Raw genomic sequence first — 24,386 nt, 5'->3', positions numbered from 1 at the left:
CGTGTTACGGATTCCCGGGTCCGGCCCCCGGACCGGCCTTGTCCCCGGCGCGCGGATGTGATCTCGTGGGGACGGCGTGCGCGCGGCGTGAAGGGGGAGGCGACAGGTGACGTCGACGGCCGGGGGAGCCGGACAACTGCTGGCCATCAGCGATCTGCACATCGGCTACCCGGAGAACCGCGCCCTGGTCGAGGAGATGCGGCCTTGGACGGACGAGGACTGGCTGCTCGTCGCCGGTGACGTCGCCGAGACCGTGGCCGACATCCGCTGGACCCTCAAGACGCTCGCGGCCCGCTTCCGCAAGGTCGTCTGGGTGCCCGGGAACCACGAGCTGTGGACCCATCCGAGCGACCCGGTCACCCTGCGCGGTGTGGCCCGGTACGAGTACCTGGTCGAGCTGTGCCGGGACCTCGGCGTGACCACGCCCGAGGACCCCTACCCCGTGTGGCGTGGCCCCGGCGGTCCGGTGGCGATCGCCCCGCTGTTCCTGTTGTACGACTACTCGTTCCTGCCGGCCGGGTGCGCCACCAAGGAGCAGGGCCTGGAGTACGCCCAGGGCACCGGGATCGTCTGCACCGACGAGTACCTGCTGCACCCCGATCCGTACCCCAGCCGGGAGGCCTGGTGCCGGGCCCGGGTGGAGCAGACCGCGCGCAGACTCGCCGAGCTGCCCGAGGGCCTGCCGGTGATCCCCGTCAACCACTATCCGCTGCACCGGCATCCGATGGACGTCCTGTGGCACCCCGAGTTCGCCATGTGGTGCGGCACCGCCCTGACCGCCGACTGGCACCGCAGGTTCCCGGTCCGCGCGATGGTCTACGGCCATCTGCACATCCCCCGGACGACGTTCCAGGACGGCGTGCGCTTCGAGGAGGTTTCGGTGGGCTATCCCCGCGAGTGGCGCAAGCGGCCCGGGCCGCCGGGGCGGCTGCGGCGCATCCTGCCGGGGGAGGGCGAGGAGCGGTGATCGAGGAACTGCTGCCGCAGACCGTGGTCACGGTCGAGGCGTACGGCCACGACGGCCCTCAGACCCCGCTGTACCCCGAGGAGGCGGCCCTGGTGGTGCGGGCGGTCCCCAAGCGGCAGCGGGAGTTCGCCGTCGTCCGCTCCTGCGCCCGGCGCGCCATGGAGAAGCTCGGCGTGCCGCCGCAGCCGATCCTGCCCGGGGAGCGCGGCGCCCCCCGCTGGCCGGAAGGGGTGGCCGGCAGCATGACCCACTGCGACGGCTACTGCGCCGCCGCCCTGGTCCGCGCCGGCGACCTGGCCTCGCTCGGCATCGACGCGGAGACCGACGCGCCGCTGCCCGAGGGGGTTCTGGCGGCGGTGGCCCTGCCGGCCGAGGCGGAACGCCTGCGACGGCTCACGGCGGAGCGGCCCGGCGAGCACTGGGACCGGCTGCTGTTCAGCGCGAAGGAGGCCGTCTACAAGGCGTGGTTCCCCCTCACCGGGAAGTGGCTGGACTTCATGGAGGCCGACATCGAGTTCACCCCGGACGGCGACTTCACCGCCCGCCTCCTCGTCCCCGGACCGCTGGTGGGCGGCCACCGCCTCGACCGCTTCCACGGCCGCTGGACCGCGGACCGCGGGCTGGTCGCGACGGCGGTCAGCGTGCCGCACCCCTGAGGGGCGGCTTCGCTCTCGAAAGCCCCGCCCGCCACCCCGCCCGCCCCTGTTCTCCGGAACCGGCCGGGGGGCCGGTTCCCGAGCCGGGCCCCTGGCCGCCCGCCCCTCCCGGCCGTCAGGGCCCCGGCTCCGGGCACCAGCTCTCCAGCAGGCGGAAGAAGGCCTCCTCGTTGCCTGTCAGGCCCGCGCGGGCCAGGGCCTGTTCCGCGTCGGCCAGCACGGCGGGCGGGACGACCGCAGGGCCCGTCTCCCGGTCGAAAGCGGCGCGGACGGTGTGCAGCAGCCGCAGATAGGCCTGGACGGCCGTGCGCTCGCGGTCGGTCAGTACGGCGGTGGGCATCGGTCGGCTCTCCCCGTGTCGGCGTCGTCGCTCCCCGCGCCTCGCGGCGCGCACGCCCCGCACAGCCGGGGGCGCACCTCCAGCTTGCCGCCCACCACTGACAATCCGGCCCCGCCGCCCGCCGGTTCGCCCGCCCGGCCCAGACCGGAACACCCCTTCACCCGGTCAAGGGCGAATCAGCTCTGCGGACCCCGGTAGCCCAGCGACGCCTCGATCCGCCCGGCCAGATGGTCCCGCTGCGCCGGCCCCCGCGACGCCGAACCCGACAGCCACGCCCGGCACTTGCTGGCGAGCAGCAGGCCGAAGCTCTCGGCCTCCTTCTCGTCGTCGAGGTCGAAGCGCGTGCGGGCGGCGACCTTCAGCACGGTCGCCTCCAGATCGGCGCCGTCGTCGAGCAGCCGGGCCGCGACGGCCGCGCCCTGGACGTGGTGGGAGCAGTGCCCGGCCTTCATGTGCCACAGCTCGTGGCCCAGGATCACCAACTGGTGGTCGGGGGCCGTGCGTTCCTCGATCACGACGAGGTCCTGCTCGGCCATGTCGAGCCAGAGCCCACTGGCGGTCCCGGGCGGGAAGGCGGCCGTACGGAAGTGGACGGGGCGGCCCCGGCGTCTGCTCATGGCGTCGCACAGCGCCGCGTACAGCTCGTCGGGCCGTGCCGGCGCGGGGAGGGTCAGCTCCGCGACCAGCTCGCCGCACAGGCGGCGCATTTCCCTACCGATGCCCACAGTTCTCCCCACGGTCACGACTCGGGCCGCTTGACGCTCTCCAGGAGCATGTCCAGCCACTCCGCGACCTTGTCGCGGTGCTGGTCGGTGGGCAGCTGCGCGGCCCGCCAGGCGATGCCGCGCACGCCGTGGTCCTGCAACAGCCGCTCCAGTGGGTCGTCCGCCGCCGCTGCCGCCTCCCGCTCCCGGTCGGCGAGCTTCTGCAGCAGCTCCTGCTCGGTGTGCTGAAGGGCGCTGACCAGCGCCTCGGGGTCCTCGGCCGTGAGAAAACCGGCGTGCACCCGGAAGAACCGCTGGAGGGCGTCGCAGTGCTCCATGGTGGGCCGGCGGTCGCCGTTGATGAGGGCGCCGGCCTGCTGCCGGGACATGCCCGCGCCGTCGGCGATCTCCTGCTGGGTGTACCTGCGGCCGTTGGGCTTCAGGCGGGTCCGCCGCAGCAGGTCGAGCCGCTGCAGGAACCGGGCCTGCACATCGGGCTCACCGGCGGGCCGGCCGCTGAGCAGGGCCTTGACCACCTGCTCCGGCACTCCGGAGGCGACGGACAGCCGGGCGGTGTCGAAGACCTCGGCGTGCGGCACGCCGAGCCGGTCGGCGAGCGCGGTGACCCGGGAGACGACGGCCGGCAGCACGGCCGTACGCGTGGCGCCCGGACCCTCGACGAAGCCACCCGTCACCGACGATTCTCCTACGTCTCTCACAGGCTTCTCACAAGCGGATGCCGTGACTTACCCGGCGTGAACTTCCCGGAGCGTAGCGGGTGCCTCGAACTCACATCCAGGTCTCGCCACAACTGTGGCCAATTTCAGCCGTCAACAGGCACGAAATGCCACGATAGTTGACACGCATCAGCCCGGGGCACCAGGATCAGGGCGCCGCGTCAAGGCCGCACAGGCAAGAGGGGTGACCTCCCGATGGCATTTCAGGCAGGAGGGCAGCGGCCGGCACCGCGGCCCGTCCCCGAGAACCCAGAGGCCCAGGCCTACCTGGAGGACTGCGCCGGGCTTCTGGAGGCCGTCTCCTTCCCCTCGCTCGTCGTGGACCACTGCTGGGACGTCGTGCTCACCAACAGTGCCTTCCGGTCACTTTTCCGCGGCGTCGGCCCGCACCCCACGGCCATGCCCGACGGCAACTTCCTCCGGTTCGTGCTCTTCCACCCCGACGCGCCCACGGTGCTCGGCGAGCACGAGGCGAGCTGGTGCCTGCCGCTGCTCGCGCACTTCGCGCGGGCGGTGGAGAGCCACGGCCCCGACCACGGCCTGCAGGCCATCCGCCGCGAGATCGCCCAGGACCCGATCATGGAGGCCGCCTACCGGCACGGCCTGCCGCACTGGATCCGCGCGGTCGGCGAGGAGGCCGCCGAGATCGACGGCGCCGTGCGGCCGCTGCTGCACCCGGACCCGCGCTGGGGCGCCACCGACTGCCGGGTCGTCGCCGAGACGTCCCGGACGCTGGAGGAACTGGGCTGCACCCGGCTCACGTTCGTCCTGCGCGAGGCCCGCCGCGCCCCGTCCCGGGACCGCAGGACGCGCCGCGCCGCCTCCCACCTCAGGGTCGTCCCGGCGGCCGGCTGACCCGCGGGGCCGCCCCTTCGGCGGCCTCACGCCGACCTCTTCCCGACCGCGTGTGGTGTGTGACATAGTACTGGCGTGAGCAAGCCGCTGACCTGCGATGTCGTGGTGATCGGCGCCGGAGTGGTCGGCGCCGCCTGCGCGCTGTACGCGGCCCGGGCGGGTCTGGACACCGTCGTGGTGAACCGCGGCCCGGTGGCCGGCGGGACGACCGGCGCGGGGGAGGGCAACCTCCTCGTCTCCGACAAGGAACCCGGCCCCGAACTCGACCTGGCGCTGCTCTCCGCCCGCCTGTGGGCCGAACTGGCCGCGGAAGGACTGGGTGAGGCCGTCGAGTACGAGGCCAAGGGCGGACTCGTCGTCGCCGGCACGGACGCGGTCCGGGCCGCACTGGCGGAACTGGCCGCAGGACAGCGCGCGGCCGGGGTCGAGGCGGTGGACGTGCCCGCCGACCGGCTCGCCGATCTGGAACCGCAACTGGCGCCCGGCCTCGCGGGCGGCGTGCACTACCCGCAGGACGCCCAGGTGATGCCCGCCCTCGCGGCCGCGCACCTGCTGCGCGCGTCCGGCGCCCGGCTGTGCACCGGCCGGGAGGTGACCGGGGTGCTGCGCGGCCCGGGCGGGGCGGTGCGCGGAGTGCGGACCGACCGGGGCGACCTCCACGCCCCCGCGGTGGTGAACGCGGCCGGCACCTGGGGCGGCGAGGTCGCCGCCCGGGCCGGTGTGTCGCTGCCGGTGCTGCCCCGGCGCGGCTTCGTCCTGGTCACCGAACCGCTGCCGCCCAGGATCCGGCACAAGGTCTACGCCGCCGACTACGTGGCCGACGTGGCGAGCGACGCGGCGGAACTGCAGACCTCCGCCGTGGTCGAGGGAACGCCCGCCGGACCGGTCCTCATCGGCGCCAGCCGCGAACGGGTCGGCTTCGACCGCTCGGTCTCGCTGCCGGCCCTGCGCGCGCTCGCGGCCGGCGCCACCCGCCTCTTCCCGTTCCTCACCGGCGTACGCGCCCTGCGCGCCTACGCCGGGTTCCGGCCCTACCTGCCGGACCATCTGCCCGCGATCGGCCCCGACCCCCGGGCGCCCGGCCTGTTCCACGCCTGCGGCCACGAGGGCGCGGGCATCGGGCTCGCCCCCGGCACCGGGCAGCTGATCGCCGCGGCGCTGACCGGGCGGACGCCCGCTGTGGACCCCACGCCGTTCCGGCCCGACCGCTTCCCCGAGGAGGCCGCGTGAATCCCCTGGAACGGGCGGCGGCACGCCCCGGGCCCGCCTTCACCGTCACCTTCGACGGACGGCCCGTCGAGGCGCTGCCCGGGCAGACGGTCGCCGCCGTGCTGTGGGCGGCGGGCGTCACCTCCTGGCGCACCACCCGCGGCGAGGGCCGGCCGCGCGGCGTGTTCTGCGGCATCGGCGTCTGCTTCGACTGCCTGGTGACCGTCAACGGCCGCCCCAACCAGCGGGCCTGCCTGCTGCCGGCCGGGCCGGGCGACACGATCGTCACACAGGACGGCACCGGACACGAAGGAGCGGACCGTGCCCCATGACCCCGGCGCCGACGCGCCGGACCCCGGGCCCGCCGCGGCGGAGCAGCGCACCGACCTCGCCGTGATCGGTGCCGGGCCCGCCGGGCTCGCCGCCGCGCTCGCGGCCTGCGCGCGGGGCGTGCGGGTCACGCTCGTCGACGCCGCGCCCGAGCCGGGCGGCCAGTTCCACCGGCAGCCCGCCGCCGGACTCGGGGCCCGGCGCCCCCAGGCGCTGCACCACCGGTGGCGGACCTGGGAGCGGCTGCGCGACGGACTCGCCGCCGGGTCCGTGCGCACCCTGACGGACCACCACGTGTGGTGCGTGGAGCGCGTCCCGGACGGTTTCACCGTGCACGCTCTGCTCGGGCCCCGGCAGGAGGAGCCGGCCGAGGTGCACGCCCGGTCCGTGCTCCTGGCCACCGGCGGCTACGAGACGGTGCTGCCCTTCCCCGGCTGGACACTCCCGGGCGTCGTCACCGCCGGGGGAGCCCAGGCCCTGCTCAAGGGCAGCCTCGTGGTGCCGGGGCGCCGGGCCGTCGTCGCCGGGTCGGGGCCGCTGCTGCTGCCCGTGGCGACCGGCCTCGCGGCCGCCGGGACCGAGGTCGCCGCCCTGGTGGAGTCCACCGGGCCGGAGCGCCTCGCCCGTCACGCCCGGGCCCTGGCCGACAAGCTCCCGGAGGGCGCCGGGTACGCCGCGCGCCTCCTGCGCCACCGTGTGCCGGTCCTGGTCCGGCACACCGTGGTCCGCGCCCACGGCGACGACCGGCTGACCGGGGTGACGGTCGCCGCCCTCGGCCCCGACGGCCGGGTCCGGCCCGGCACCGAGCGGCACCTCGCGTGCGACACCCTCGCCGTCGGCCACGGCATGCTCCCGCACACCGACCTCGCACTGAGCCTCGGCTGCCGTCTCGACGGCCTCGCCGTGGCCGTCGACGACGAGCAGCGCACCGACGTGCCCGGGGTGTGGGCGGCCGGGGAGGCCACCGGCATCGGCGGCGCGGCCCTCGCCCTCGCCGAGGGGCACATCGCCGGCTGCTCGGCCGCCGCCCGGCTGCGCGGCACCGCCCCGGACCCGGCCCCCGCCGCGCTGCGGGCCCGGGGGCGGCTCAGGAGATCCGCCGCGGCCCTGGGTTCCGCCTGGGCGCCGCCCGCGCACTGGGCCGAGCAGGTCACCGACGACACCGTCGTCTGCCGCTGCGAGGAGGTGACCGCCGGGACCGTGCGCCACGCCCTGGACCTCGGCGCCGGCGACGAGCGGACCGTGAAGCTGCTGACCCGGGCCGGCATGGGCTGGTGCCAGGGCCGGATCTGCTCCCCGGCGGTGGCCGGTCTCGCCGGCTGCGCGCCCACTCCGGCCCGGCGGCCGCTGGCCCGTCCCGTACCGCTCGGCGTCCTCGCCCGGCACCACCCCCAGGAGGAACCGTCATGACCGACCAGCACCGCCCCTGGCGCGGCGTCCTCGTCGCCACCGCGCTCCCGCTGAGGGACGACCTGTCCGTGGACCTCGACCGGTACGCCGAGCACTGCGCCTGGCTGGTCGACAGCGGCTGCGACGGCGTCGTGCCGAACGGCTCCCTCGGCGAGTACCAGGTGCTCACCCCCGAGGAGCGGAGCCGGGTCGTCGAGACGGCGGTCGCCGCGGTCGGCGGGGAGCGCGTCATGCCCGGCGTCGCCGCCTACGGCTGCGCCGAGGCCCGGCGCTGGGCCGAGCAGGCCGCCGAGGCCGGCTGCCGGGCCGTGATGCTGCTGCCGCCCAACGCCTACCGCGCCGACGAGCGCGCCGTCCTCGCCCACTACGCCGAGGTGGCGCAGGCGGGGTTGCCGGTCGTCGCGTACAACAACCCGATCGACACCAAGGTCGACCTCGTGCCGGAACTGCTCGCCCGGCTGCACGGCGAGGGCCTCGTCCAGGCGGTGAAGGAATTCTCCGGCGACGTCCGCCGGGCCTACCGGATCGCCGAACTCGGGCCCGAACTGGACCTGTTGATCGGGGCGGACGACGTCCTGCTGGAGCTGGCCGTCGCCGGCGCCAAGGGCTGGGTGGCGGGGTATCCCAACGCGCTGCCCCGGGCCTCGGTCGAGCTCTACCGCGCGGCCGTCGCCGGCGACCTCGGCACCGCGCTGCCGCTGTACCGGCGGTTGCACCCGCTGCTGCGGTGGGACTCGCGGGTGGAGTTCGTCCAGGCCATCAAGCTGTCCATGGACCTCGTCGGCCGTCACGGCGGCCCCTGCCGCCCGCCCCGGATGCCGCTGCCGCCCGGGCAGGAGGCCGCCGTCCGGGCCGCCACCGAGAAGGCCGTCGCCGCCGGACTCGCCTAGCAAAGGACCGATCATGCGCAGCGGACTCGTCCTGCACGCCGTCGACTCGCACACCGAGGGCATGCCGACCCGGGTGATCACCGGCGGCATCGGCACCATCCCCGGCGCCACCATGAACGAGCGGCGGCTGTGGTTCCGCGAACACCGGGACGACATCAAGCAGTTGCTGATGAACGAACCGCGCGGCCACTCCGCCATGAGCGGCGCGATCCTGCAGCCGCCGGCCCGGCCCGACTGCGACTGGGGCGTCGTCTACATCGAGGTCTCCGGCTATCTGCCGATGTGCGGGCACGGCACCATCGGCGTGGCGACCGTGCTCGTGGAGACCGGCATGGTCGAGGTCGTCGAGCCGGTCACCACCATCCGGCTGGACACCCCGGCGGGCCCGGTGGTGGCCGAGGTGGCCGTCGAGGACGGGGCCGCCAAGGAGGTCACCCTGCGCAACGTGCCCTCCTTCGCCCCCGGCCTCGACCGCGAGGCCACCCTCGCCGACGGGCGGACGGTGACCTACGACCTCGCCTTCGGCGGCAACTTCTACGCCATCCTGCCGCTGGAGCGGTTCGGCCTGCCCTTCGAGCGGTCCCGCAAGGACGAGATCCTGGCCGCGGGCCTGTCCCTGATGGCCGCCGTCAACGCCGAGGACCCCCCGGTCCACCCGGAGGATCCCTCCATCCGCGGCCTGCACCACGTCTACCTGGCCGCCCCCGGATCCACCGCCCGGCACTCCCGGCACGCCATGGCCATCCACCCCGGCTGGTTCGACCGCTCGCCCTGCGGCACCGGCACCAGCGCCCGCATGGCCCAGCTGCACGCGCGCGGCGAACTCCCGCTGCACACCGAGTTCGTCAACGAGTCCTTCATCGGCACCCGGTTCACCGGCAGACTGCTCGGCACCACCGAGGTCGCCGGGCGCCCGGCCGTCCTGCCCAGCTTCACCGGACGCGCCTGGATCACCGGCACGGCCCAGTACCTGCTCGACCCCGACGACCCGTTCCCGGCCGGGTTCGTCCTGTAGCCGCACGTCCCCCAGGAGAGGAGACCCCGACCGTCATGGCCCCGCAGCACACCCCCGCCCTGCCCGTGCTGGGCAGCAGGAAGCCCAGCCACCGGGAGCGGGTCGCCGACGCGCTGCGGGCCGCCCTGATCGCCGGCGAACTGCGCCCCGGCGAGGTCTACTCGGCGCCCGGCCTCGCCGCCCGCTTCGGCGTCTCGGCCACCCCCGTGCGCGAGGCCATGCTCGACCTCGCCAAGGAGGGCCTGGTCGACACCGTGCCCAACAAGGGCTTCCGGGTCACCGCCGTCTCCGAGAAGCAACTCGACGAGTACACCCACATCCGGTCGCTCATCGAGATCCCCACCACGGCCGGTCTGGCGGTCACGGCCGACCCGGTGGCCCTGGAGGCGCTCCGGCCGGTCGCCCGGGAGATCGTCACCTCGGCCGCGTCGGGCGACCTCATCGCCTACGTCGAGGCCGACCTGCGCTTCCACCTCGGCCTGCTGGCCCTCGCGGGCAACGACCACCTGGTCGACGTCGTCCGCGATCTGAGGCGCCGCTCCCGGCTGTACGGGCTGACCGCGCTGGTCGAACAGGGGCGGCTGGAGGCCTCGGCGGAGGAGCACCTGGAGATCCTGGACGCGCTGCTCGCCCGGGACGAGGAGGCCGTCCGGGCGGTGATGACCCGCCACCTGGGCCACGTCCGGGGCTTGTGGGCGGCCCGCTGACCCACTGTTTTGCGCGTTTACGCAAGCAGCTTGCGTAAATTGCGCTACGCTTGCGGGCATGACACGACGACTTGCCGAGGTGGCGAAGAAGGTCGGGGTCAGCGAGGCCACGGTCAGCCGGGTGCTCAACGGCAAGCCGGGAGTGTCCGAGCCGACCCGGCAGGCGGTGCTCTCCGCCCTGGACGTGCTCGGCTACGAGCGGCCCACCCAGCTGCGCGGCGAGCGCGCCCGGCTGGTCGGCCTGGTCCTGCCCGAGCTGCAGAACCCCATCTTCCCCGCGTTCGCCGAGGTCATCGGCGGCGCCCTGGCCCAGCTCGGGCTGACCCCCGTGCTGTGCACCCAGACCCGGGGCGGCGTCTCCGAGGCGGACTATGTGACGCTGCTGCTCCAGCAGCAGGTCTCCGGCGTCGTCTTCGCCGGCGGGCTCTACGCCCAGGCCGACGCGCCGCACGACCACTACCGCCAGCTCGCCGAGCGCAACATCCCGGTCGTGCTGGTCAACGCGGCCATAGAGGATCTGGGCTTCCCGGGGGTGTCCTGCGACGACGCGGTGGCCGTCGAACAGTCCTGGCGGCACCTCGCCTCGCTCGGCCACGAGCGGATCGGGCTGGTGCTCGGGCCCGGCGACCACCTCCCCTCGGCGCGCAAGCTGGCCGCCGCGCGGGCGGTCGGGCACGTCCCCGACGAGTTCGTCGCCCGCGCCATGTTCTCCATCGAGGGCGGCCACGCGGCGGCGGCCCGGCTCATCGACCGGGGCGTCACCGGCTTCATCTGCGCCAGCGACCCGCTCGCCCTCGGCGTCGTACGGGCCGCCCGCCGCAAGGGACTCGACGTGCCCGGGCGCATCTCGGTCGTGGGCTACGACGACTCGGCGCTGATGAACTGCACCGAACCCCCGCTGACCACGGTCCGCCAGCCCATCGAGGCCATGGGCAAGGCCGTCGTGGAGCTGCTCAACGCGCAGATCAGCGGGGGTTCCGTGGCGGCGGAGGAGCTCTTGTTCGAGCCGGAGCTGGTGGTGCGGGGATCGACCGCGCAGGCACCGCGCAGCTGAGATCCGTTCAGCTGTCGAATAATTACATATTCCGCGCGACATCTTGCGGTCCGTTGTCGCCGGTGCTTGAGTGTGCGGCGCCCCCGCTCCTTTCCTGAGGCGTCCAACTCGCTCCTGCCCTAAGGGGTCCACCGATGAGAAGCACCGGGATCCGCCGCACACTCGCCCTGCTCGGCGTCAGCGCCCTCGCGCTCACCGCCTGCGGCGGGAACGCCGACGAGTCCGCCGGCGGCAAGACCCGCATCACGGTCAACTGCATGCCGCCCAAGAGCGCCAAGACCGACCGCGCCTTCTTCGAGGAGGACGTCGCCGCCTTCGAGAAGAAGCACCCGGACATCGACGTCGTCCCGCACGACGCGTTCCCCTGCCAGGACCCGAAGACGTTCGACGCCAAACTCGCCGGCGGCCAGATGGAGGACGTCTTCTACACGTACTTCACCGACGCCCGCCATGTCGTCGACATCAACCAGGCCGCCGATCTCACGCCGTACGTCGAGGAGTTGAAGAGCTACGGCACGATCCAGAAGCAGCTGCGCGACATCTACACCGTCGACGGCAAGGTCTACGGCATCCCGCGCACCGGCTACTCGATGGGCCTGATCTACAACAAGGCGCTCTTCGAGAGGGCCGGCCTCGACCCCGACCGGCCGCCCACGACCTGGGCCGAGGTCCGCACCGCCGCCAGGAAGATCGCCAAGCTGGGCGGCGGCACCGTCGGCTACGCCGACTACAGCGCCCAGAACCAGGGCGGCTGGCACTTCACCGCCGAGCTGTACTCCCAGGGCGGCGCCGTCGTCAGCGCCGACGGCGAGAAGGCCACCGTCGACACCCCCGAGGGCCGGGCCGTGCTGCAGACCCTGCACGACATGCGCTGGACGGACGACTCCATGGGCAGCAAGCAGCTGCTCGTCATCAACGACGCCCAGCAGATGATGGGTTCGGGCAAGCTCGGCATGTACCTCGCCGCCCCCGACAACATCCCCATCCTCGTCAAGGAGAAGGGCGCCGACTACGAGGACATCGCCATCGCCCCGATGCCCGGCGGCAAGGCCACCCTCGTCGGCGGCGACGGCTACATGGTCAGCAAGAAGGCGAGCCCCGCGCAGATCCGCGCCGCCCTGAAGTGGCTGGACCACATGTTCCTCACCCCCGGCGACGGCTTCCTCGGCGACTACGCCCGCGCCAAGAAGCACGACGCCCCGGTCGGCCTGCCCGAGCCGCGCCTGTTCACCGGCGCCGCCGACGCCAAGGACCAGCAGGTCAAGAAGGCCAACGCCAACGTCCCGGTGGAGAACTACCAGCCCTTCCTCGACGGCAACCAGCGCCTCGACATGAAGATCGAGCCGCCGCACGCCCAGCAGATCTACTCCGTCCTCGACGGGGTCGTCTCGGCCGTCCTCACCAAGGAGGACGCCGACATCGACCGGCTGCTGAAGGACGCGTCGGGCAAGATCGACGGCATCCTGGCGCGGGGCTGAGCCCGATGAGGAACCCGGGTCCGATGCCCCTGGAGAGGGCCGAGCGCCCCTCCCGCCCGGCGATCGAGGTCCGCCCGGTGCAGGCGCCGCCCCCGGCAGGGGACCGGAGGCGGCGCCGCCTCGCCGACCAGGGCCGCGCCTACGCCTTCCTCCTCGGCGGGCTGGTCTGCTTCGCCCTGTTCTCCTGGTACCCGGCGATCCGCGCGGTCGTGATCGCCTTCCAGAAGTACACGCCCGGCTCCGACCCCGAGTGGGTCGGCACCGCCAACTTCACCCGCGTCGTGCAGGACCCCGAGTTCGCCGCCGCCTGGCGCAACACCCTCACCTTCACCCTGCTCGCCCTGGTCATCGGCTTCGCGGTCCCGTTCGTCCTGGCCCTCGTCCTGAACGAACTGCGCCATGCCCGCGCCTTCTTCCGGGTCGTGGTCTACCTGCCGGTGATGATCCCGCCGGTGGTCAGCGCCCTGCTGTGGAAGTGGTTCTACGACCCCGGCGCCGGCCTCGCCAACGAGGCGCTGCGCCTGCTGCACCTGCCGACCTCGAACTGGTCCAACGGCGCCGACACCGCCCTGGTCTCCCTCGTCATCGTCGCCACCTGGGCCAACATGGGCGGCACCGTCCTGATCTACCTCGCCGCCCTGCAGTCCGTCCCGGGCGAGCTGTACGAGGCGGCCGAACTGGACGGGGCGGGCCTGCTGCAACGCGTCCGGCACGTCACGATCCCGCAGACCCGGTTCGTCATCCTCATGCTGATGCTCCTGCAGATCATCGCCACCATGCAGGTGTTCACCGAACCGTTCGTCATCACCGGCGGCGGCCCGGAGAACGCCACGGTCACCGTCCTGTACCTGATCTACAAGTACGCCTTCCTCTACAACGACTTCGGCGGCGCCTGTGCGCTGAGCGTGATGCTCCTGCTGCTGCTCGGCGCGTTCTCCGCCGCCTACCTCCGACTCACCCGGACCGACGGGGAGACCGCATGAGCAGCACCCGCACCCTCGTCTCCCCGGCCGTCCTGGCCCGCCCGCGCGGCCGGGCCGTCTACTGGAGCGTCTTCACCGCAGTCGTCCTGCTCTTCGCGCTCGCCTTCCTCTTCCCCGTCTACTGGATGGTCACCGGGGCGCTGAAGTCCCCGGACGAGGTGGCCCGGACCCCGCCGACCCTGGTCCCCGAGACCTGGCGGCCGGGCGGTTACACGGACGCCTGGGAGCTGATGCAACTGCCGGTCCACCTGTGGAACACGGTGGTCCAGGCGGCCGGCGCCTGGCTGTTCCAGCTGGTGTTCTGCACGGCCGCCGCCTACGCCCTGTCCAAGCTGAAGCCGGTCTTCGGCACGGTGATCCTGGGCGGCATCCTCGCCACCCTGATGGTTCCGGCGCAGGCCCTCGTCGTACCGAAGTACCTGACCGTCGCCGACCTCGGCCTGCTCAACGACCCGCTCGCCATCTGGCTGCCGGCCGTCGCCAACGCCTTCAACCTCTACCTGCTCAAGCGGTTCTTCGACCAGATCCCGCGCGATGTGCTGGAGGCCGCCGAGATGGACGGGGCGGGGCGGCTGCGGGTGCTGTGGTCGATCGTGCTGCCGATGTCCCGGCCCGTCCTGGGCGTCGTCTCGATCTTCGCGCTGGTCGCCGTCTGGCAGGACTTCCTGTGGCCGCTGATGGTCTTCTCCGACACCGGCGAGCAGCCCATCAGCGTCGCCCTCGTCCAGCTGTCGCAGAACGTCCAGCTGACCGTGCTCATCGCCGCCATGGTGATCGCCAGCATCCCCATGGTCGCCCTGTTCCTCGTCTTCCAGCGGCACATCATCGCCGGGATCAGCGCGGGCAGCACGAAGGGCTGACGCCGCCGACCCCTTACGACGAAAGGCACCGACCGTGGGACAGCCCACCCCCGCCTCCCCGTCCTTTCCGCACGACGACTGGTGGCGCGACGCCGTCATCTACCAGGTGTACGTCCGCAGTTTCGCCGACGGCGACGGCGACGGCACCGGCGACCTCGCGGGCGTCCGCGCCCGCCTGCCCTACCTCGCCGACCTCGGCGTGGACGCCCTGTGGTTCACGCCCTGGTACCTGTCCCCGATGAAGGACGGCGGCTACGACGTCGCCGACTACCGGGTGATCGACCCGGCGTTCGGCACCCTCGCCGAGGCCGAGAAACTCATCGCCGAGGCCCTCCAGCTCGGCATCCGCACCATCGTCGACATCGTGCCGAACCACGTCTCCGACCGGCACGCGTGGTTCCGGGCGGCGCTGCGCGGAGGTCCGGAGCGGGAGCTGTTCCACTTCCGCCCGGGCCGCGGCGCCGACGGCGAACTCCCGCCGAACAACTGGCGTTCCGAGTTCGGCGGCCCCGCCTGGACCAGGGTCGCGGACGGCTCCTGGTACCTCCATCTGTTCGCCCCCGAGCAGCCCGACCTGGACTGGTCCCACCCGGCGGTCCGCCAGGAGCACGAGGACGTCCTGCGCTTCTGGCTGGAGAGGGGCGTCGCCGGCGTCCGCATCGACTCGGCCGCCCTGCTGGTGAAGGACCCGGAGCTGCCGGACCTCACCGAGGGCCGCGACCCGCACCCGTACGTCGACCGCGACGAGCTCCACGACATCTACCGCTCCTGGCGGGCGATCGCCGACGAGTACGGCGCCGTCTTCGTCGGCGAGGTCTGGCTGCCGGACACCGAGCGCTTCGCGCGCTACCTGCGCCCCGACGAGCTGCACACCGCCTTCAACTTCTCCTTCATGACCTGCCCCTGGGACGCGCGGCGGCTGCGCCGCTCCATCGACGAGACGCTCGCCGAACACGCCCCCGTGGGCGCCCCCGCCACCTGGGTGCTGTGCAACCACGACGTGACCCGCACGGTCACCCGCTACGGCCGCGAGGACACCGGCTTCGACTTCGCGGCCAAGGCCTTCGGCACCCCCACGGACCCGGTTCTCGGCACCCGCCGGGCCCGCGCCGCCGCCCTGCTGTCGCTGGCCCTGCCCGGCGCGGTCTACGTCTACCAGGGGGAGGAACTGGGCCTGCCCGAGGCCGACATCCCCCTGGACCGGATCCAGGACCCCATGCACTTCCGCTCCGGCGGCACCGATCCCGGCCGGGACGGCTGCCGGGTCCCGCTGCCGTGGACGGCCGGCGCACCGCACGCGGGGTTCGGCGGCGAGCCCTGGCTGCCCCAGCCGGAGGGCTGGGCGCAGTACGCCGCCGACCGGCAGGCCCTGGACCCCGCGTCGATGCTGAGCCTGTACCGCGAGGCCATCCGGCTGCGCCCGGCCCTCGGCACCGGACCGCTCACCTGGCTGCCCGCCCCGGACGGTGTCCTCGCGTTCCGCCGGACCACGGGGATCTGCCTGGTGAACCTCGCCGGCACCCCCGCCGCCCTGCCCGCCCATTCCGGGCTCCTGCTCGCCAGCGGCCCGCTGGACGCCGACGGGCGGCTGCCGAAGGACACGGCGGTCTGGCTGCGCGCCTGAGACCGCACCGCGCTGTCCCCGTACCCCCCACCACGAAGGGATGAGCCCATGCAGGCCCGTAGATCTGTCAGGGGCATGTCAGTACTGGCCGCGGCCGTGACCACGGCCGCCGGCACGCTCGTCGCCCTGGCCCCCGCCCCCGCCCACGCCGCCGCGGGCGCCACCGTCCCCTTCACCTCGGTCGAGGCGGAGTCGGCGAGCGGCACCGGCACACGGATCGGCCCCGACCACACCCAGGGCTCCCTCGCCTCCGAGGCCTCCGGACGCCAGGCCGTACGGCTCGCGTCCGGGCAGCGCGTGGAGTTCACCGTGCCCCGGGCGGCCAACGCGGTGAACGTCGCCTACAGCGTCCCGGACGGCCAGTCCGGCTCGCTCGACGTCTACGTCAACGGCCGCAGGCTCGCGAAGACGATCCCGGTGACGTCCAAGTACTCCTACGTCGACACGCCCTGGATCCCCGGCGCGAAGACCCACCACTTCTACGACAACGCCCGCCTGCTGCTCGGGGAGAACGTCCAGGCGGGCGACAAGGTCGCCCTCCAGGCCACGAACGTCCAGGTCACCGTGGACGTCGCCGACTTCGAGCAGGCGCCCGGTCCCGCCTCCCAGCCCGCCGGATCGGTCTCCGTCACCTCGCGGGGTGCCGACCCGAGCGGCCAGGGCGACTCCACCCAGGCCTTCCGCGACGCCATCGCGGCGGCGCGCGGCGGGGTGGTGTGGATCCCGCCGGGCGAGTACCGGCTCACCTCGTCCCTCAACGGCGTGCAGGACGTCACCCTCCGGGGCGCGGGCCACTGGCACTCCGTCGTGCGCACCTCCCGCTTCATCGACCAGTCCACCTCCGCGGGCAACGTCCACATCCGGGACTTCGCCGTGATCGGCGAGGTCACCGAGCGGGTCGACTCCAGCCCCGACAACTTCGTCAACGGCTCCCTCGGACCGAACAGTTCGGTCTCCGGCATGTGGCTCCAGCACCTCAAGGTCGGCCTGTGGCTGACCGGCACCAACGACAACCTGGTCGTGGAGAACAACCGCTTCCTCGACATGACCGCCGACGGCCTCAACCTCAACGGCCACGCCCGCGGGGTCCGCGTCCGCCACAACTTCCTGCGCAACCAGGGCGACGACGCCCTCGCCATGTGGTCGCTGAACGCGCCGGACGTCGACAGCAGCTTCGAGAACAACACCGTCACCCAGCCGAACCTCGCCAACGGCATCGCGATCTACGGCGGCACGGACATCGCCGTGCGGAACAACCTGATCTCTGACACCAACGCCCTCGGCAGCGGCATCGCCATCTCCAACCAGAAGTTCCTCGACCCCTTCCACCCGCTCGCCGGCACCATCACCGTCGCCGGCAACACCCTCGTGCGCACCGGCGCGATGAACCCCAACTGGAACCACCCCATGGGCGCGCTGCGCGTGGACTCCTACGACAGCGCCATCGAGGCGCAGGTGCGGATCACCGACACGACCGTCACCGACAGCCCCTACAGCGCCTTCGAGTTCGTCTCCGGCAGCGGACGCGGACACGCGGCCAGGAACATCACCGTCGACGGCGCGACCGTGCGCAACACCGGCACGGTCGTCGTCCAGGCCGAGACGCAGGGCGCCGCCACCTTCCGCAACGTCACCGCGACCGGCGTCGGCGCCGCGGGTGTCTACAACTGCCCCTACCCGACCGGCTCCGGCACCTTCACGCTGACCGACGGCGGCGGCAACTCCGGCTGGAACACCACCTGGTCGGACTGCTCGACCTGGCCGCAGCCCGGCCAGGGCAACCCCGACCCGGACCCGGGCCGCAACCTCGCCAAGGGCCGCCCGGCCACGGCCACCGGCTCCCAGGACGTCTACACCCCCGCCAAGGCGGTCGACGGCGACGCGCACACCTACTGGGAGTCCGCCAACCACGCCTTCCCGCAGGCGCTGACGGTCGACCTCGGCTCCCGGGAGGCGGTGCGCCGGCTGGTGCTGAAGCTGCCGCCGCAGAGCGCCTGGCAGGCCCGGACCCAGACGCTGTCCGTGCAGGGCAGCGCGGACGGCTCGGCCTGGTCGACGGTGGTCGCGGCGAAGGACTACCGCTTCGACCCGGCCACCGGCAACACGGTCACGGTCGCCCTGCCCGACGGGACCAGCCTGCGTCACCTGCGGGTGCAGGTGACGGCCAACACCGGCTGGCCGGCCGCCCAGTTCAGTGAAGTGGAGGCCTACCTGTCCTGACCGCGCCGGGCGCCTCGCGCCGCGCCGCCCGGAGCTGCCCCCACCCGCGGGTCCGCAGCCCGGCGCAGCGCGGGGCGACGCGCGTGCGCACCTGGTCCCGCGATCTCGCACGTGTCCTCGGTGCAGGAGTACAGCACCTCGACCCCGGCGGCGCGCACGGCGTCGAGGACGGACACGTCCGGCGCGACGGTGAGCGTCCTGCCGGTCGATGCCGGCGGACTCGGCGTGGAAGGGCGGGCACTCGGCGTCGTCCCGGTGCAGGCTCACCCGGACGACGCCGAGTGCCCTCGTCGACCTCTGTGGTGATGGGCCCGGAAATCCGGGGAAGCGCACCGGCACACCTCGCGTACCGGCGACTTTCACACCCCGGTCACGCGCCCCTTCCTTGCCGTTCGGTGTCCCTGAAACACTCCTTCCGCGCAGATTCCGTCATCTTCCGGTCCTCCCCCCCCCGTACCTCAGCACGAGAGGTCTGTCCCCCATGTCCGAAGTCAACCGGCGCCGCTTTCTCCAGCTCGCGGGTGCCACCACGGCCTTCAGTGCCCTGTCCGCCAGCATCCAGCGCGCCGCCGCCCTGCCGGCCAACCACCGCACCGGGTCGATCGAGGACGTGGAGCACATCGTCGTCCTCATGCAGGAGAACCGCTCCTTCGACCACTACTTCGGCACCCTCAGAGGCGTCCGCGGCTTCGGCGACCCCCGCCCCGTCACCCTCGACAACGGCAAACCGGTCTGGCACCAGGAGAAGGACGGCAAGGAACTCCTGCCGTTCCACCCGGACGCCGACGACCTCGGCATGCAGTTCCTGGAGGGCCTGCCGCACTCCTGGCCCGACGGCCAGCAGGCGTACCACGGCGGCAAGTACGACCGGTGGGTGCCCGCCAAGGGCACCACGACCATGGCGTACCTGACCCGCGAGGACATCCCCTTCCACTACGCCCTCGCCGACGCCTTCACCGTCTGCGACGCCTACCACTGCTCGTTCATCGGCTCCACCGACCCCAACCGCTACTACATGTGGTCCGGGTACACGGGCAATGACGGCACCGGCGGCGGCCCGGTCCTGGACAACGCCGAACTCGGCTACGGCTGGACGACCTACCCCGAGCGCCTGGAGCAGGCCGGCATCTCCTGGAAGATCTACCAGGACATCGGCGACGGCCTGGACGCGGCCGGCTCCTGGGGCTGGATCCAGGACGCCTACCGCGGCAACTACGGCGACAACTCCCTGCTGTACTTCGACAAGTACCGCAACGCCCGGCCCGGCGACCCCTGGTACGACAAGGCCCGCACCGGCACCGACGTCAAGAACGGCGACGGCTACTTCGACCGGCTGAGGGCCGACGTCAAGGCCGGGAAGCTGCCCCGGATCTCCTGGATCGCCGCCCCCGAGGCCTTCTCCGAGCACTCCAACTGGCCCTCGAACTACGGCGCCTGGTACATCGCCCAGGTCCTGGACGCCCTCACCGCCAACCCCGAGGTCTGGTCGAAGACGGCCCTGTTCATCACCTACGACGAGAACGACGGCTTCTTCGACCACGTCGTGCCGCCGCTGCCGCCGAAGGACGCCTCCCGGGGCCTGTCCACCGTGGACGTCTCCCCCGACCTCTTCCCGGGCGACAGCCGCAAGACGGCCGGGCCCTACGGACTGGGCCCGCGGGTGCCGATGCTGGTCGTCTCACCCTGGAGCAAGGGCGGCTACGTCTGCTCCGAGACCTACGACCACACGTCGATCCTGCGGTTCATGGAGCGCCGCTTCGGCGTGCGCGAGCCGAACATCTCGCCGTGGCGCCGGGCGATCTGCGGCGACCTGACGGCCGCGTTCGACTTCTCCCGCAAGGACGCGCGCCCGGCCCCGCTGCCCGGCACCGACGCGTACGAGCCGCAGGACCGCGAACGCCACCCCGACTACCGGCCCACCCCGCCCGCCGACCCGCGCATGCCGCGCCAGGAGCGCGGACTGCGCCGCTCCCGGCCGCTGAAGTACGCCCCGCACGTCGACGCCTCCGTCGACGCGGCGGCCGGCAAGCTCACCCTCACCTTCGCCTCCGGCCCGAAGGCGGGCGGCGCCTTCCACGTCACCTCAGGCAATCGCGCCGACGGCCCCTGGACGTACACCACCGAGGCCGGCAAGACGCTCCGGGACACCTGGAACTCGGCCTATTCGGCCGGCTCCTACGACCTGACCGTGCACGGCCCGAACGGCTTCGTGCGCGTCTTCAAGGGCTCGAACGGGACGGCCGGCTGCGAGGTCACCGCCCGCCACCGGGGCGACGACGTCGAGCTGACCTTCACCAACCGCGGCTCCGGCACGGCCCGGCTGCGGATCTCCGACGGCTACGGCGGCAGGCCCTCGGCCGTCACCGTGCGCCCGGGCGCGACCGTGCGGCGCACCGTCGACCTGACCAGGAGCCGCCGCTGGTACGACCTGACCGTCACCGCCGAGGGTGACACGGCCTTCCTGCGGCGGTTCGCGGGGCACGTCGAGAACGGGCAGCCGGGTGTGAGCGACCCGGCGATCATCACCGTGTAGCCGTGGTGAGGTGCCCCGGATCCTGAGGCCGGGGCACCCACGCCGGTTCGGCCGTGGCCGAGCGCGGCTCCAGCGCCAGGACGGCGGCCACCGGATGGTCGTCGTCGGCCGGTGGCCGGGGTGCCTGCCGGCTGAGCAGGACCACGCCCCAGCAGGCCAGCGTGGCCCCGGCGAGCGCCAGCAGCACGCCCGCGGGGCCGCCCTGCAGACGCTCGCCCAGCAGCGACAGGCCGATCACCGCGGCGGCCAGCGGATTGGCCAGGGTCACCATGGCCAGCGGGCCGCCCAGCCCACCCCGGTACGCCGTCTGCGACAGCAGCAGCCCGCCGGCCGCGAACGCCGCCACGAGCAGCGCCACCCCGACGACCTGGAGGCTCAGCACCGGACCGGACCGGTCGGTCGCGGCCACCGTCACCGTCTGGGTGAGGGCCGAAGCGACCCCGGAGGCGACGCCGGACGCGGTGGCGTGCCGCAGGCCGGGCCGGGTGCCCGGCCGGGACAGCACCCCGATCAGGGCGGCCGTGGCCCCGGCCACCGCCAGCGCCTCGGGCACGCTCAGCACGTCGTCGGGCGCCGGGCCGGACGCCGTGACCAGGATGGCGCCCAGGCCCAGCAGGGTCAGCGCCGTGCCCTTCCACTCGGCCGCGGCCACCCGCCGCCCCGCCAGCCGCGCCCCCAGGGGCACCGCCGCGACCAGGGTGAGCGCGCCGAGCGGCTGCACCACGGTCAGCGGGCCGTACCGCAGCGCCACCACGTGCAGCAGCGCGGCCGCCGCGTTCAGCCCGACCGACCACCACCAGGCGCCGCTGCCGAGCAGCCGCAGGGCGCCCGGGCCGGGGGAGCGGGCGGCGAGCCGCTCCTGGGCGACCGCGGCGGCCGCGTAGGCCACGGCGGAGACGAGGGAGAGGGCGACGGCGACCAGCACGGCGTTCACCGGCCCGCCCCCACCAGCGACCGCTCGTCCCGCTGCGCCGGGACCAGGCCCTCGGGTGCGCGGCCGGCCGTGGACGCCGTGCGGCGCGGCAGGGGGAGGGCCGCGAGCACGAGGCCCAGCAGGGCCGCCGCCACGATCGCGTCGAGCCAGTAGTGGTTCGCGGTGCCGACGATCACCAGCAGCGTCAGCAGGGGATGCAGCAGCCACAGCCACCGCAGGCGCGAACGGGTCGCGACGATCAGCCCGATCGCCACCATCAGCGCCCAGCCGAAGTGCAGCGAGGGCATCGCCGCGAACTGGTTCGACAGGGAGTCGGTCGCCGGATCGCCGTACACCGACGGCCCGTACAGCCGCGCGGTGTCCACGAGACCGGCCGCGGCGAGCATGCGCGGCGGGGCGAGCGGGAAGAGCAGGTGCAGCGCCAGCGCGGCGGCGGTCAGCGCGGCCAGGACCCGGCGGGCCCACACGTAGTGGGCCGGGCGGCGCAGATAGAGCCAGACCAGGAAGGCGGCGGTGGCCGGGAAGTGGACCGTCGCGTAGTACGTGTTGGCCGCGTGCACCAGGCCGTCGCCGTGCAGCAGCAGGGACTGCACCGCCCCTTCGCCCGGCAGCCGGACCGCTCGCTCGAAGTCCCACACCCGGTGCGCGTGGGCGAAGGCCTCACCGGTGTGGCCCGTGGCCAGTTGCCGGCCGAACTTGTAGACGAGGAAGAGCCCTGCGACGAGCAGGAGCTCCCGGACGAGCGGTGGTCGCGCTATCGCGTCGGACCCCGCCGGCGCAGGCTCGGTGCGGGCATTCATCCCCCGGCCCCTTCGGTGACGGTGGTGCTGTTATCGGTACGAGTGCGTACCGATACGCCAGTGTACCGATACGGCCGCGTACCGGTACACTGGCGTATCGATAGACGAGGAACACAGCACCGGCCGGGAATACTCCGGCCGCCGACGAGAGCCGGGAGCACACGCCATGACGTCGCAGGCAGCGGACCGACCCGAGCAGGTCGGTTCCTCGCGCCGCTCCAAGATCACGCCGGAGCGTGAGCAGGAGTTCTTCGACGCCGTGCTGGAACAGCTGCGCGAGTGCGGCTACGACGCCGTCACCATGGAGGGGATCGCCGCCAGCACCCGCTGCAGCAAGTCCACGCTGTACCGCCAGTGGAAGACCAAGCCGCAGTTCGTCGCGGCGGCACTGCGCTCCCACCGGCGCACGCGCTGCGTCGACACCGGCTCGCTCGCCGAGGACCTGCGGGAGGCCGCCCGGGCGATCGGCGACCTGTCCGGCCGCGACACCAAGCTGCTGCACGCGCTCGCCCACGCCGCCGGGCAGGACCCGGAGCTGCAGTGCGCGCTGCGCGAGGCGGTGGTGGAGCCGGAGATCGCCGCGCTGAAGGAGATCGTCCGGCGCGCGGTCGAGCGCGGGGAGGTGCCCGCCGACCACCCGGCGCTGCCGTACATCCCGGCCCAGATGCTGGGCGTGCTGCGGCTGCGGCCCGTCCTTGAGGGCCGGCCCGCCGACCCGGACTACCTCGTGCGTTTCGTGGAGGCCGCGGTGCTGCCGGCACTGGGCCTGACCTGAGACCCGGGCCGCCGTCCACGGATGACCGGACGGCGACCCGGCCGCGCCGACCCGTGGGGACGGGGGCGGTGCGCACCCCCGGCCGGGTGGGGTGCCCCTGTGAGCGGCGGTGGCGCCCCACTCGGCCGACCGGTGCCCGCGGTGGGGCACAGGATCAGACGTCCTGGCCGTTGCCCCTGCCCGACGACGCCTTGATGCCGCGGGCGATCTCGTCCAGGACGGACTCCTTCTGGTCGGCGTCGACGCCGAACCGCACGACGACCATCAGCTTCGTGTTCACGGGGGAGGGGAACGCGAGCGACTCCACGATGCCGTCGGCGCCCTTGCTCGTGACGGCCTTCCAGCGGACCAGGTAGCCCTTCTGGCCGGCCACGGTCACGGCCTTGGAGGCCAGCACGTCGTGCGAGGTGATCCCGCCGTAGGACTTGCCGCCGTAGGACTCCTCGGCGTTGGCCGCGATGTCCGCCTTGGCGATCTCCTCGGGGGTGTCGCCCTTGGTGCCGAGGGCCAGGGCGGGGGCGGAGTAGGCGCCGCCCTCGGTGCAGGTGGAGGCGGTGTCGCCGGGGCACTTGTAGGAGTCCTCGGACGTCACCTGCGCACCGGCCTGGCCCTGCTGCCCGTACCACCCCTTCGGGATGGGCAGGCTGATCCCGCTGACCGGGTCGGTCACCGAGCCGCTCCTGAGCTTCGGGGGCTCGGACCGGTCGGGCTGCGGACTCTGCCCGCCCGATCCGCCCGATCCGCCGGAACCTCCTGATCCGCCGTCACCCTCGGAGCCGCCCGAGCCGCCGTCTCCGCCGGAGCCGCCCGGACCGCCGAAGGGACCGCCCGTGCCGCCCGGTGCCTGCGACGTGGCGGAACCACCGCCGCCGCCGTCGGTCAGCGCGTACACGCCGACACCGATGCCGGCGAGGACGACGACGGCGGCCCCGACGGCGATACCGGCCCGCAGCCGCCGCCCGCGCGGCGGGGACGGCGGCGCGGCGGGATAGCCGGGGTGGGCCGGATAGCCGGCGGCCGCGGGATGGCCGGGGGAGGCGGGGTGACCGAAGGAGGGGGGAGGGCCGAAGGGCGCGGGGTGGCCGCTGCCCGTGCCGTATTGCGGCGTCGGCGCGGCGGCCGCTTCCCGCGCGAAGGGGGAGGCCCCGGCCTCATGCCCCGGGGCGGCCCCTGCGGGAGGCGCGTCCGCCGCCGTGGACGTACCCGCCGCCGAAGGGGACTCGGTCGCGGATATCGGCTCCGCCGCCCCAGCAGGGCCCGGCACCCCCGTACGATCCGGAGCCCCAGCACCGCTCGGCTCCCCCG

23 protein-coding genes and 1 pseudogene are annotated in these 24,386 nt (G+C 73.6%); 17 read left to right on the top strand and 7 right to left on the bottom strand.

The features are described from left to right. Window positions 1-106: 106 nt before the first annotated feature. Window positions 107-967 (top strand): metallophosphoesterase family protein, encoded by an 861-nt coding sequence (locus tag ACIGAN_RS00220; protein WP_399854253.1) that lies wholly within the window; start codon window positions 107-109, stop codon window positions 965-967. Beyond that, a complete protein-coding gene (locus ACIGAN_RS00215; RefSeq protein ID WP_365741425.1) occupies window positions 964-1,623 on the top strand; it encodes a 4'-phosphopantetheinyl transferase family protein in 660 nt (219 codons plus the stop codon). The genes ACIGAN_RS00220 and ACIGAN_RS00215 overlap by 4 nt, the downstream gene beginning before the upstream one ends. Window positions 1,624-1,738: 115 nt before the next feature. Here the strand turns inward: ACIGAN_RS00215 and ACIGAN_RS00210 are convergent, their stop codons facing one another. From ACIGAN_RS00210 to ACIGAN_RS00200, 3 genes are all read right to left on the bottom strand, one after another. Then, on the bottom strand, window positions 1,739-1,963 hold the full coding sequence (locus ACIGAN_RS00210) for a hypothetical protein (protein ID WP_365097793.1): 225 nt from the start codon (window positions 1,961-1,963) through the stop codon (window positions 1,739-1,741). A 176-nt stretch (window positions 1,964-2,139) separates the two neighbouring features. Next, window positions 2,140-2,670, bottom strand: a complete 531-nt coding sequence (locus tag ACIGAN_RS00205; protein ID WP_365097832.1) for a toxin-antitoxin system, toxin component — start codon at window positions 2,668-2,670, stop codon at window positions 2,140-2,142. A gap of 32 nt (window positions 2,671-2,702) precedes the next feature. Further along, window positions 2,703-3,362, bottom strand: coding sequence for a helix-turn-helix domain-containing protein (locus ACIGAN_RS00200; RefSeq protein ID WP_399854252.1), 660 nt, complete (start codon window positions 3,360-3,362; stop codon window positions 2,703-2,705). Window positions 3,363-3,599: 237 nt separating this feature from the next. Here ACIGAN_RS00200 and ACIGAN_RS00195 point away from each other — a divergent pair, with 237 nt between their 5' ends. The 13 genes from ACIGAN_RS00195 (at window position 3,600) to ACIGAN_RS00135 (ending at window position 18,039) form a co-directional block, all read left to right on the top strand. After that, entirely contained in the window at window positions 3,600-4,259 is a 660-nt protein-coding gene (locus ACIGAN_RS00195) for an MmyB family transcriptional regulator (RefSeq protein ID WP_365097790.1), read from the top strand. Window positions 4,260-4,334: 75 nt separating this feature from the next. Beyond that, on the top strand, window positions 4,335-5,489 hold the full coding sequence (locus ACIGAN_RS00190) for an NAD(P)/FAD-dependent oxidoreductase (RefSeq protein ID WP_399854251.1): 1,155 nt from the start codon (window positions 4,335-4,337) through the stop codon (window positions 5,487-5,489). Then, window positions 5,486-5,800, top strand: a complete 315-nt coding sequence (locus ACIGAN_RS00185; RefSeq protein WP_365741417.1) for a (2Fe-2S)-binding protein — start codon at window positions 5,486-5,488, stop codon at window positions 5,798-5,800. The genes ACIGAN_RS00190 and ACIGAN_RS00185 overlap by 4 nt, the downstream gene beginning before the upstream one ends. Continuing rightward, window positions 5,790-7,208: an FAD-dependent oxidoreductase gene (locus tag ACIGAN_RS00180; RefSeq protein ID WP_399854250.1), complete on the top strand. Its 1,419-nt coding sequence runs from the start codon at window positions 5,790-5,792 to the stop codon at window positions 7,206-7,208. The genes ACIGAN_RS00185 and ACIGAN_RS00180 overlap by 11 nt, the downstream gene beginning before the upstream one ends. Further along, window positions 7,205-8,098, top strand: coding sequence for a dihydrodipicolinate synthase family protein (locus ACIGAN_RS00175; protein WP_399854249.1), 894 nt, complete (start codon window positions 7,205-7,207; stop codon window positions 8,096-8,098). Before ACIGAN_RS00180 ends, ACIGAN_RS00175 begins: the two co-directional genes overlap by 4 nt. Before the next feature lie 13 nt (window positions 8,099-8,111). After that, window positions 8,112-9,113: a proline racemase family protein gene (locus tag ACIGAN_RS00170; protein WP_399854248.1), complete on the top strand. Its 1,002-nt coding sequence runs from the start codon at window positions 8,112-8,114 to the stop codon at window positions 9,111-9,113. A 35-nt stretch (window positions 9,114-9,148) separates the two neighbouring features. After that, on the top strand, window positions 9,149-9,820 hold the full coding sequence (locus ACIGAN_RS00165) for a GntR family transcriptional regulator (RefSeq protein ID WP_399854247.1): 672 nt from the start codon (window positions 9,149-9,151) through the stop codon (window positions 9,818-9,820). 58 nt (window positions 9,821-9,878) lie between these two features. After that, complete coding sequence (locus ACIGAN_RS00160; protein ID WP_365097779.1) at window positions 9,879-10,874, top strand: LacI family DNA-binding transcriptional regulator; 996 nt, start codon at window positions 9,879-9,881, stop codon at window positions 10,872-10,874. Between the two features lie 134 nt (window positions 10,875-11,008). Next, on the top strand, window positions 11,009-12,352 hold the full coding sequence (locus tag ACIGAN_RS00155) for an ABC transporter substrate-binding protein (protein WP_399854246.1): 1,344 nt from the start codon (window positions 11,009-11,011) through the stop codon (window positions 12,350-12,352). Window positions 12,353-12,375: 23 nt separating this feature from the next. Further along, window positions 12,376-13,335, top strand: coding sequence for a carbohydrate ABC transporter permease (locus ACIGAN_RS00150; protein ID WP_365741406.1), 960 nt, complete (start codon window positions 12,376-12,378; stop codon window positions 13,333-13,335). Beyond that, window positions 13,332-14,195, top strand: a complete 864-nt coding sequence (locus ACIGAN_RS00145) for a carbohydrate ABC transporter permease (RefSeq protein WP_365097774.1) — start codon at window positions 13,332-13,334, stop codon at window positions 14,193-14,195. The genes ACIGAN_RS00150 and ACIGAN_RS00145 overlap by 4 nt, the downstream gene beginning before the upstream one ends. Before the next feature lie 34 nt (window positions 14,196-14,229). After that, window positions 14,230-15,819, top strand: coding sequence for a glycoside hydrolase family 13 protein (locus ACIGAN_RS00140; protein WP_399854245.1), 1,590 nt, complete (start codon window positions 14,230-14,232; stop codon window positions 15,817-15,819). Window positions 15,820-15,894: 75 nt separating this feature from the next. Continuing rightward, the gene (locus ACIGAN_RS00135; RefSeq protein ID WP_399854244.1) at window positions 15,895-18,039 is read left to right on the top strand and encodes a discoidin domain-containing protein; all 2,145 of its coding nucleotides are present in this window, start codon (window positions 15,895-15,897) and stop codon (window positions 18,037-18,039) included. 107 nt (window positions 18,040-18,146) lie between these two features. Here ACIGAN_RS00135 and ACIGAN_RS00130 read toward each other — a convergent pair. Beyond that, a pseudogene (locus ACIGAN_RS00130) lies at window positions 18,147-18,251 on the bottom strand (2Fe-2S iron-sulfur cluster-binding protein); the annotation flags it as partial. A gap of 269 nt (window positions 18,252-18,520) precedes the next feature. On the opposite strand from ACIGAN_RS00130, the gene ACIGAN_RS00125 reads away from it, so the two are divergent. Continuing rightward, entirely contained in the window at window positions 18,521-20,572 is a 2,052-nt protein-coding gene (locus ACIGAN_RS00125) for a phosphocholine-specific phospholipase C (protein WP_399854243.1), read from the top strand. Here ACIGAN_RS00125 and ACIGAN_RS00120 read toward each other — a convergent pair. After that, entirely contained in the window at window positions 20,562-21,506 is a 945-nt protein-coding gene (locus ACIGAN_RS00120) for a hypothetical protein (protein ID WP_399854242.1), read from the bottom strand. The genes ACIGAN_RS00125 and ACIGAN_RS00120 overlap by 11 nt on opposite strands. Next, window positions 21,503-22,306, bottom strand: coding sequence for a phosphatase PAP2 family protein (locus ACIGAN_RS00115; RefSeq protein WP_399854241.1), 804 nt, complete (start codon window positions 22,304-22,306; stop codon window positions 21,503-21,505). Before ACIGAN_RS00115 ends, ACIGAN_RS00120 begins: the two co-directional genes overlap by 4 nt. Before the next feature lie 166 nt (window positions 22,307-22,472). Between ACIGAN_RS00115 and ACIGAN_RS00110 the strand changes: the two genes are divergently transcribed. Next, window positions 22,473-23,081, top strand: a complete 609-nt coding sequence (locus tag ACIGAN_RS00110; protein WP_399854240.1) for a TetR/AcrR family transcriptional regulator — start codon at window positions 22,473-22,475, stop codon at window positions 23,079-23,081. A gap of 154 nt (window positions 23,082-23,235) precedes the next feature. Here the strand turns inward: ACIGAN_RS00110 and ACIGAN_RS00105 are convergent, their stop codons facing one another. After that, on the bottom strand, window positions 23,236-24,345 hold the full coding sequence (locus ACIGAN_RS00105; RefSeq protein ID WP_399854608.1) for a hypothetical protein: 1,110 nt from the start codon (window positions 24,343-24,345) through the stop codon (window positions 23,236-23,238). Window positions 24,346-24,386: the final 41 nt, after the last annotated feature.

It is taken from the genome of Streptomyces sp. NPDC085931 (assembly GCF_044540565.1).
In the GTDB taxonomy this organism is placed as follows: Bacteria; Actinomycetota; Actinomycetes; order Streptomycetales; family Streptomycetaceae; genus Streptomyces.
The sequence above is the reverse complement of the archived record's forward strand: the minus strand, read 5'-3'. Positions and strand labels throughout refer to the sequence as shown.

What these genes read in the sequence shown, in the direction of transcription:
- ACIGAN_RS00210 (WP_365097793.1), bottom strand. Translation starts at nt 1,963, where the DNA reads ATGCCCACCGCCGTACTGACCGACCGCGAGCGCACGGCCGTCCAGGCC.
- ACIGAN_RS00205 (WP_365097832.1), bottom strand. Translation starts at nt 2,670, where the DNA reads ATGCGCCGCCTGTGCGGCGAGCTGGTCGCGGAGCTGACCCTCCCCGCG.
- ACIGAN_RS00195 (WP_365097790.1), top strand. Translation starts at nt 3,600, where the DNA reads ATGGCATTTCAGGCAGGAGGGCAGCGGCCGGCACCGCGGCCCGTCCCC.
- ACIGAN_RS00175 (WP_399854249.1), top strand. Translation starts at nt 7,205, where the DNA reads ATGACCGACCAGCACCGCCCCTGGCGCGGCGTCCTCGTCGCCACCGCG.
- ACIGAN_RS00170 (WP_399854248.1), top strand. Translation starts at nt 8,112, where the DNA reads ATGCGCAGCGGACTCGTCCTGCACGCCGTCGACTCGCACACCGAGGGC.
- ACIGAN_RS00165 (WP_399854247.1), top strand. Translation starts at nt 9,149, where the DNA reads ATGGCCCCGCAGCACACCCCCGCCCTGCCCGTGCTGGGCAGCAGGAAG.
- ACIGAN_RS00160 (WP_365097779.1), top strand. Translation starts at nt 9,879, where the DNA reads ATGACACGACGACTTGCCGAGGTGGCGAAGAAGGTCGGGGTCAGCGAG.
- ACIGAN_RS00155 (WP_399854246.1), top strand. Translation starts at nt 11,009, where the DNA reads ATGAGAAGCACCGGGATCCGCCGCACACTCGCCCTGCTCGGCGTCAGC.
- ACIGAN_RS00150 (WP_365741406.1), top strand. Translation starts at nt 12,376, where the DNA reads ATGCCCCTGGAGAGGGCCGAGCGCCCCTCCCGCCCGGCGATCGAGGTC.
- ACIGAN_RS00145 (WP_365097774.1), top strand. Translation starts at nt 13,332, where the DNA reads ATGAGCAGCACCCGCACCCTCGTCTCCCCGGCCGTCCTGGCCCGCCCG.
- ACIGAN_RS00135 (WP_399854244.1), top strand. Translation starts at nt 15,895, where the DNA reads ATGTCAGTACTGGCCGCGGCCGTGACCACGGCCGCCGGCACGCTCGTC.
- ACIGAN_RS00125 (WP_399854243.1), top strand. Translation starts at nt 18,521, where the DNA reads ATGTCCGAAGTCAACCGGCGCCGCTTTCTCCAGCTCGCGGGTGCCACC.
- ACIGAN_RS00115 (WP_399854241.1), bottom strand. Translation starts at nt 22,306, where the DNA reads ATGAATGCCCGCACCGAGCCTGCGCCGGCGGGGTCCGACGCGATAGCG.
- ACIGAN_RS00110 (WP_399854240.1), top strand. Translation starts at nt 22,473, where the DNA reads ATGACGTCGCAGGCAGCGGACCGACCCGAGCAGGTCGGTTCCTCGCGC.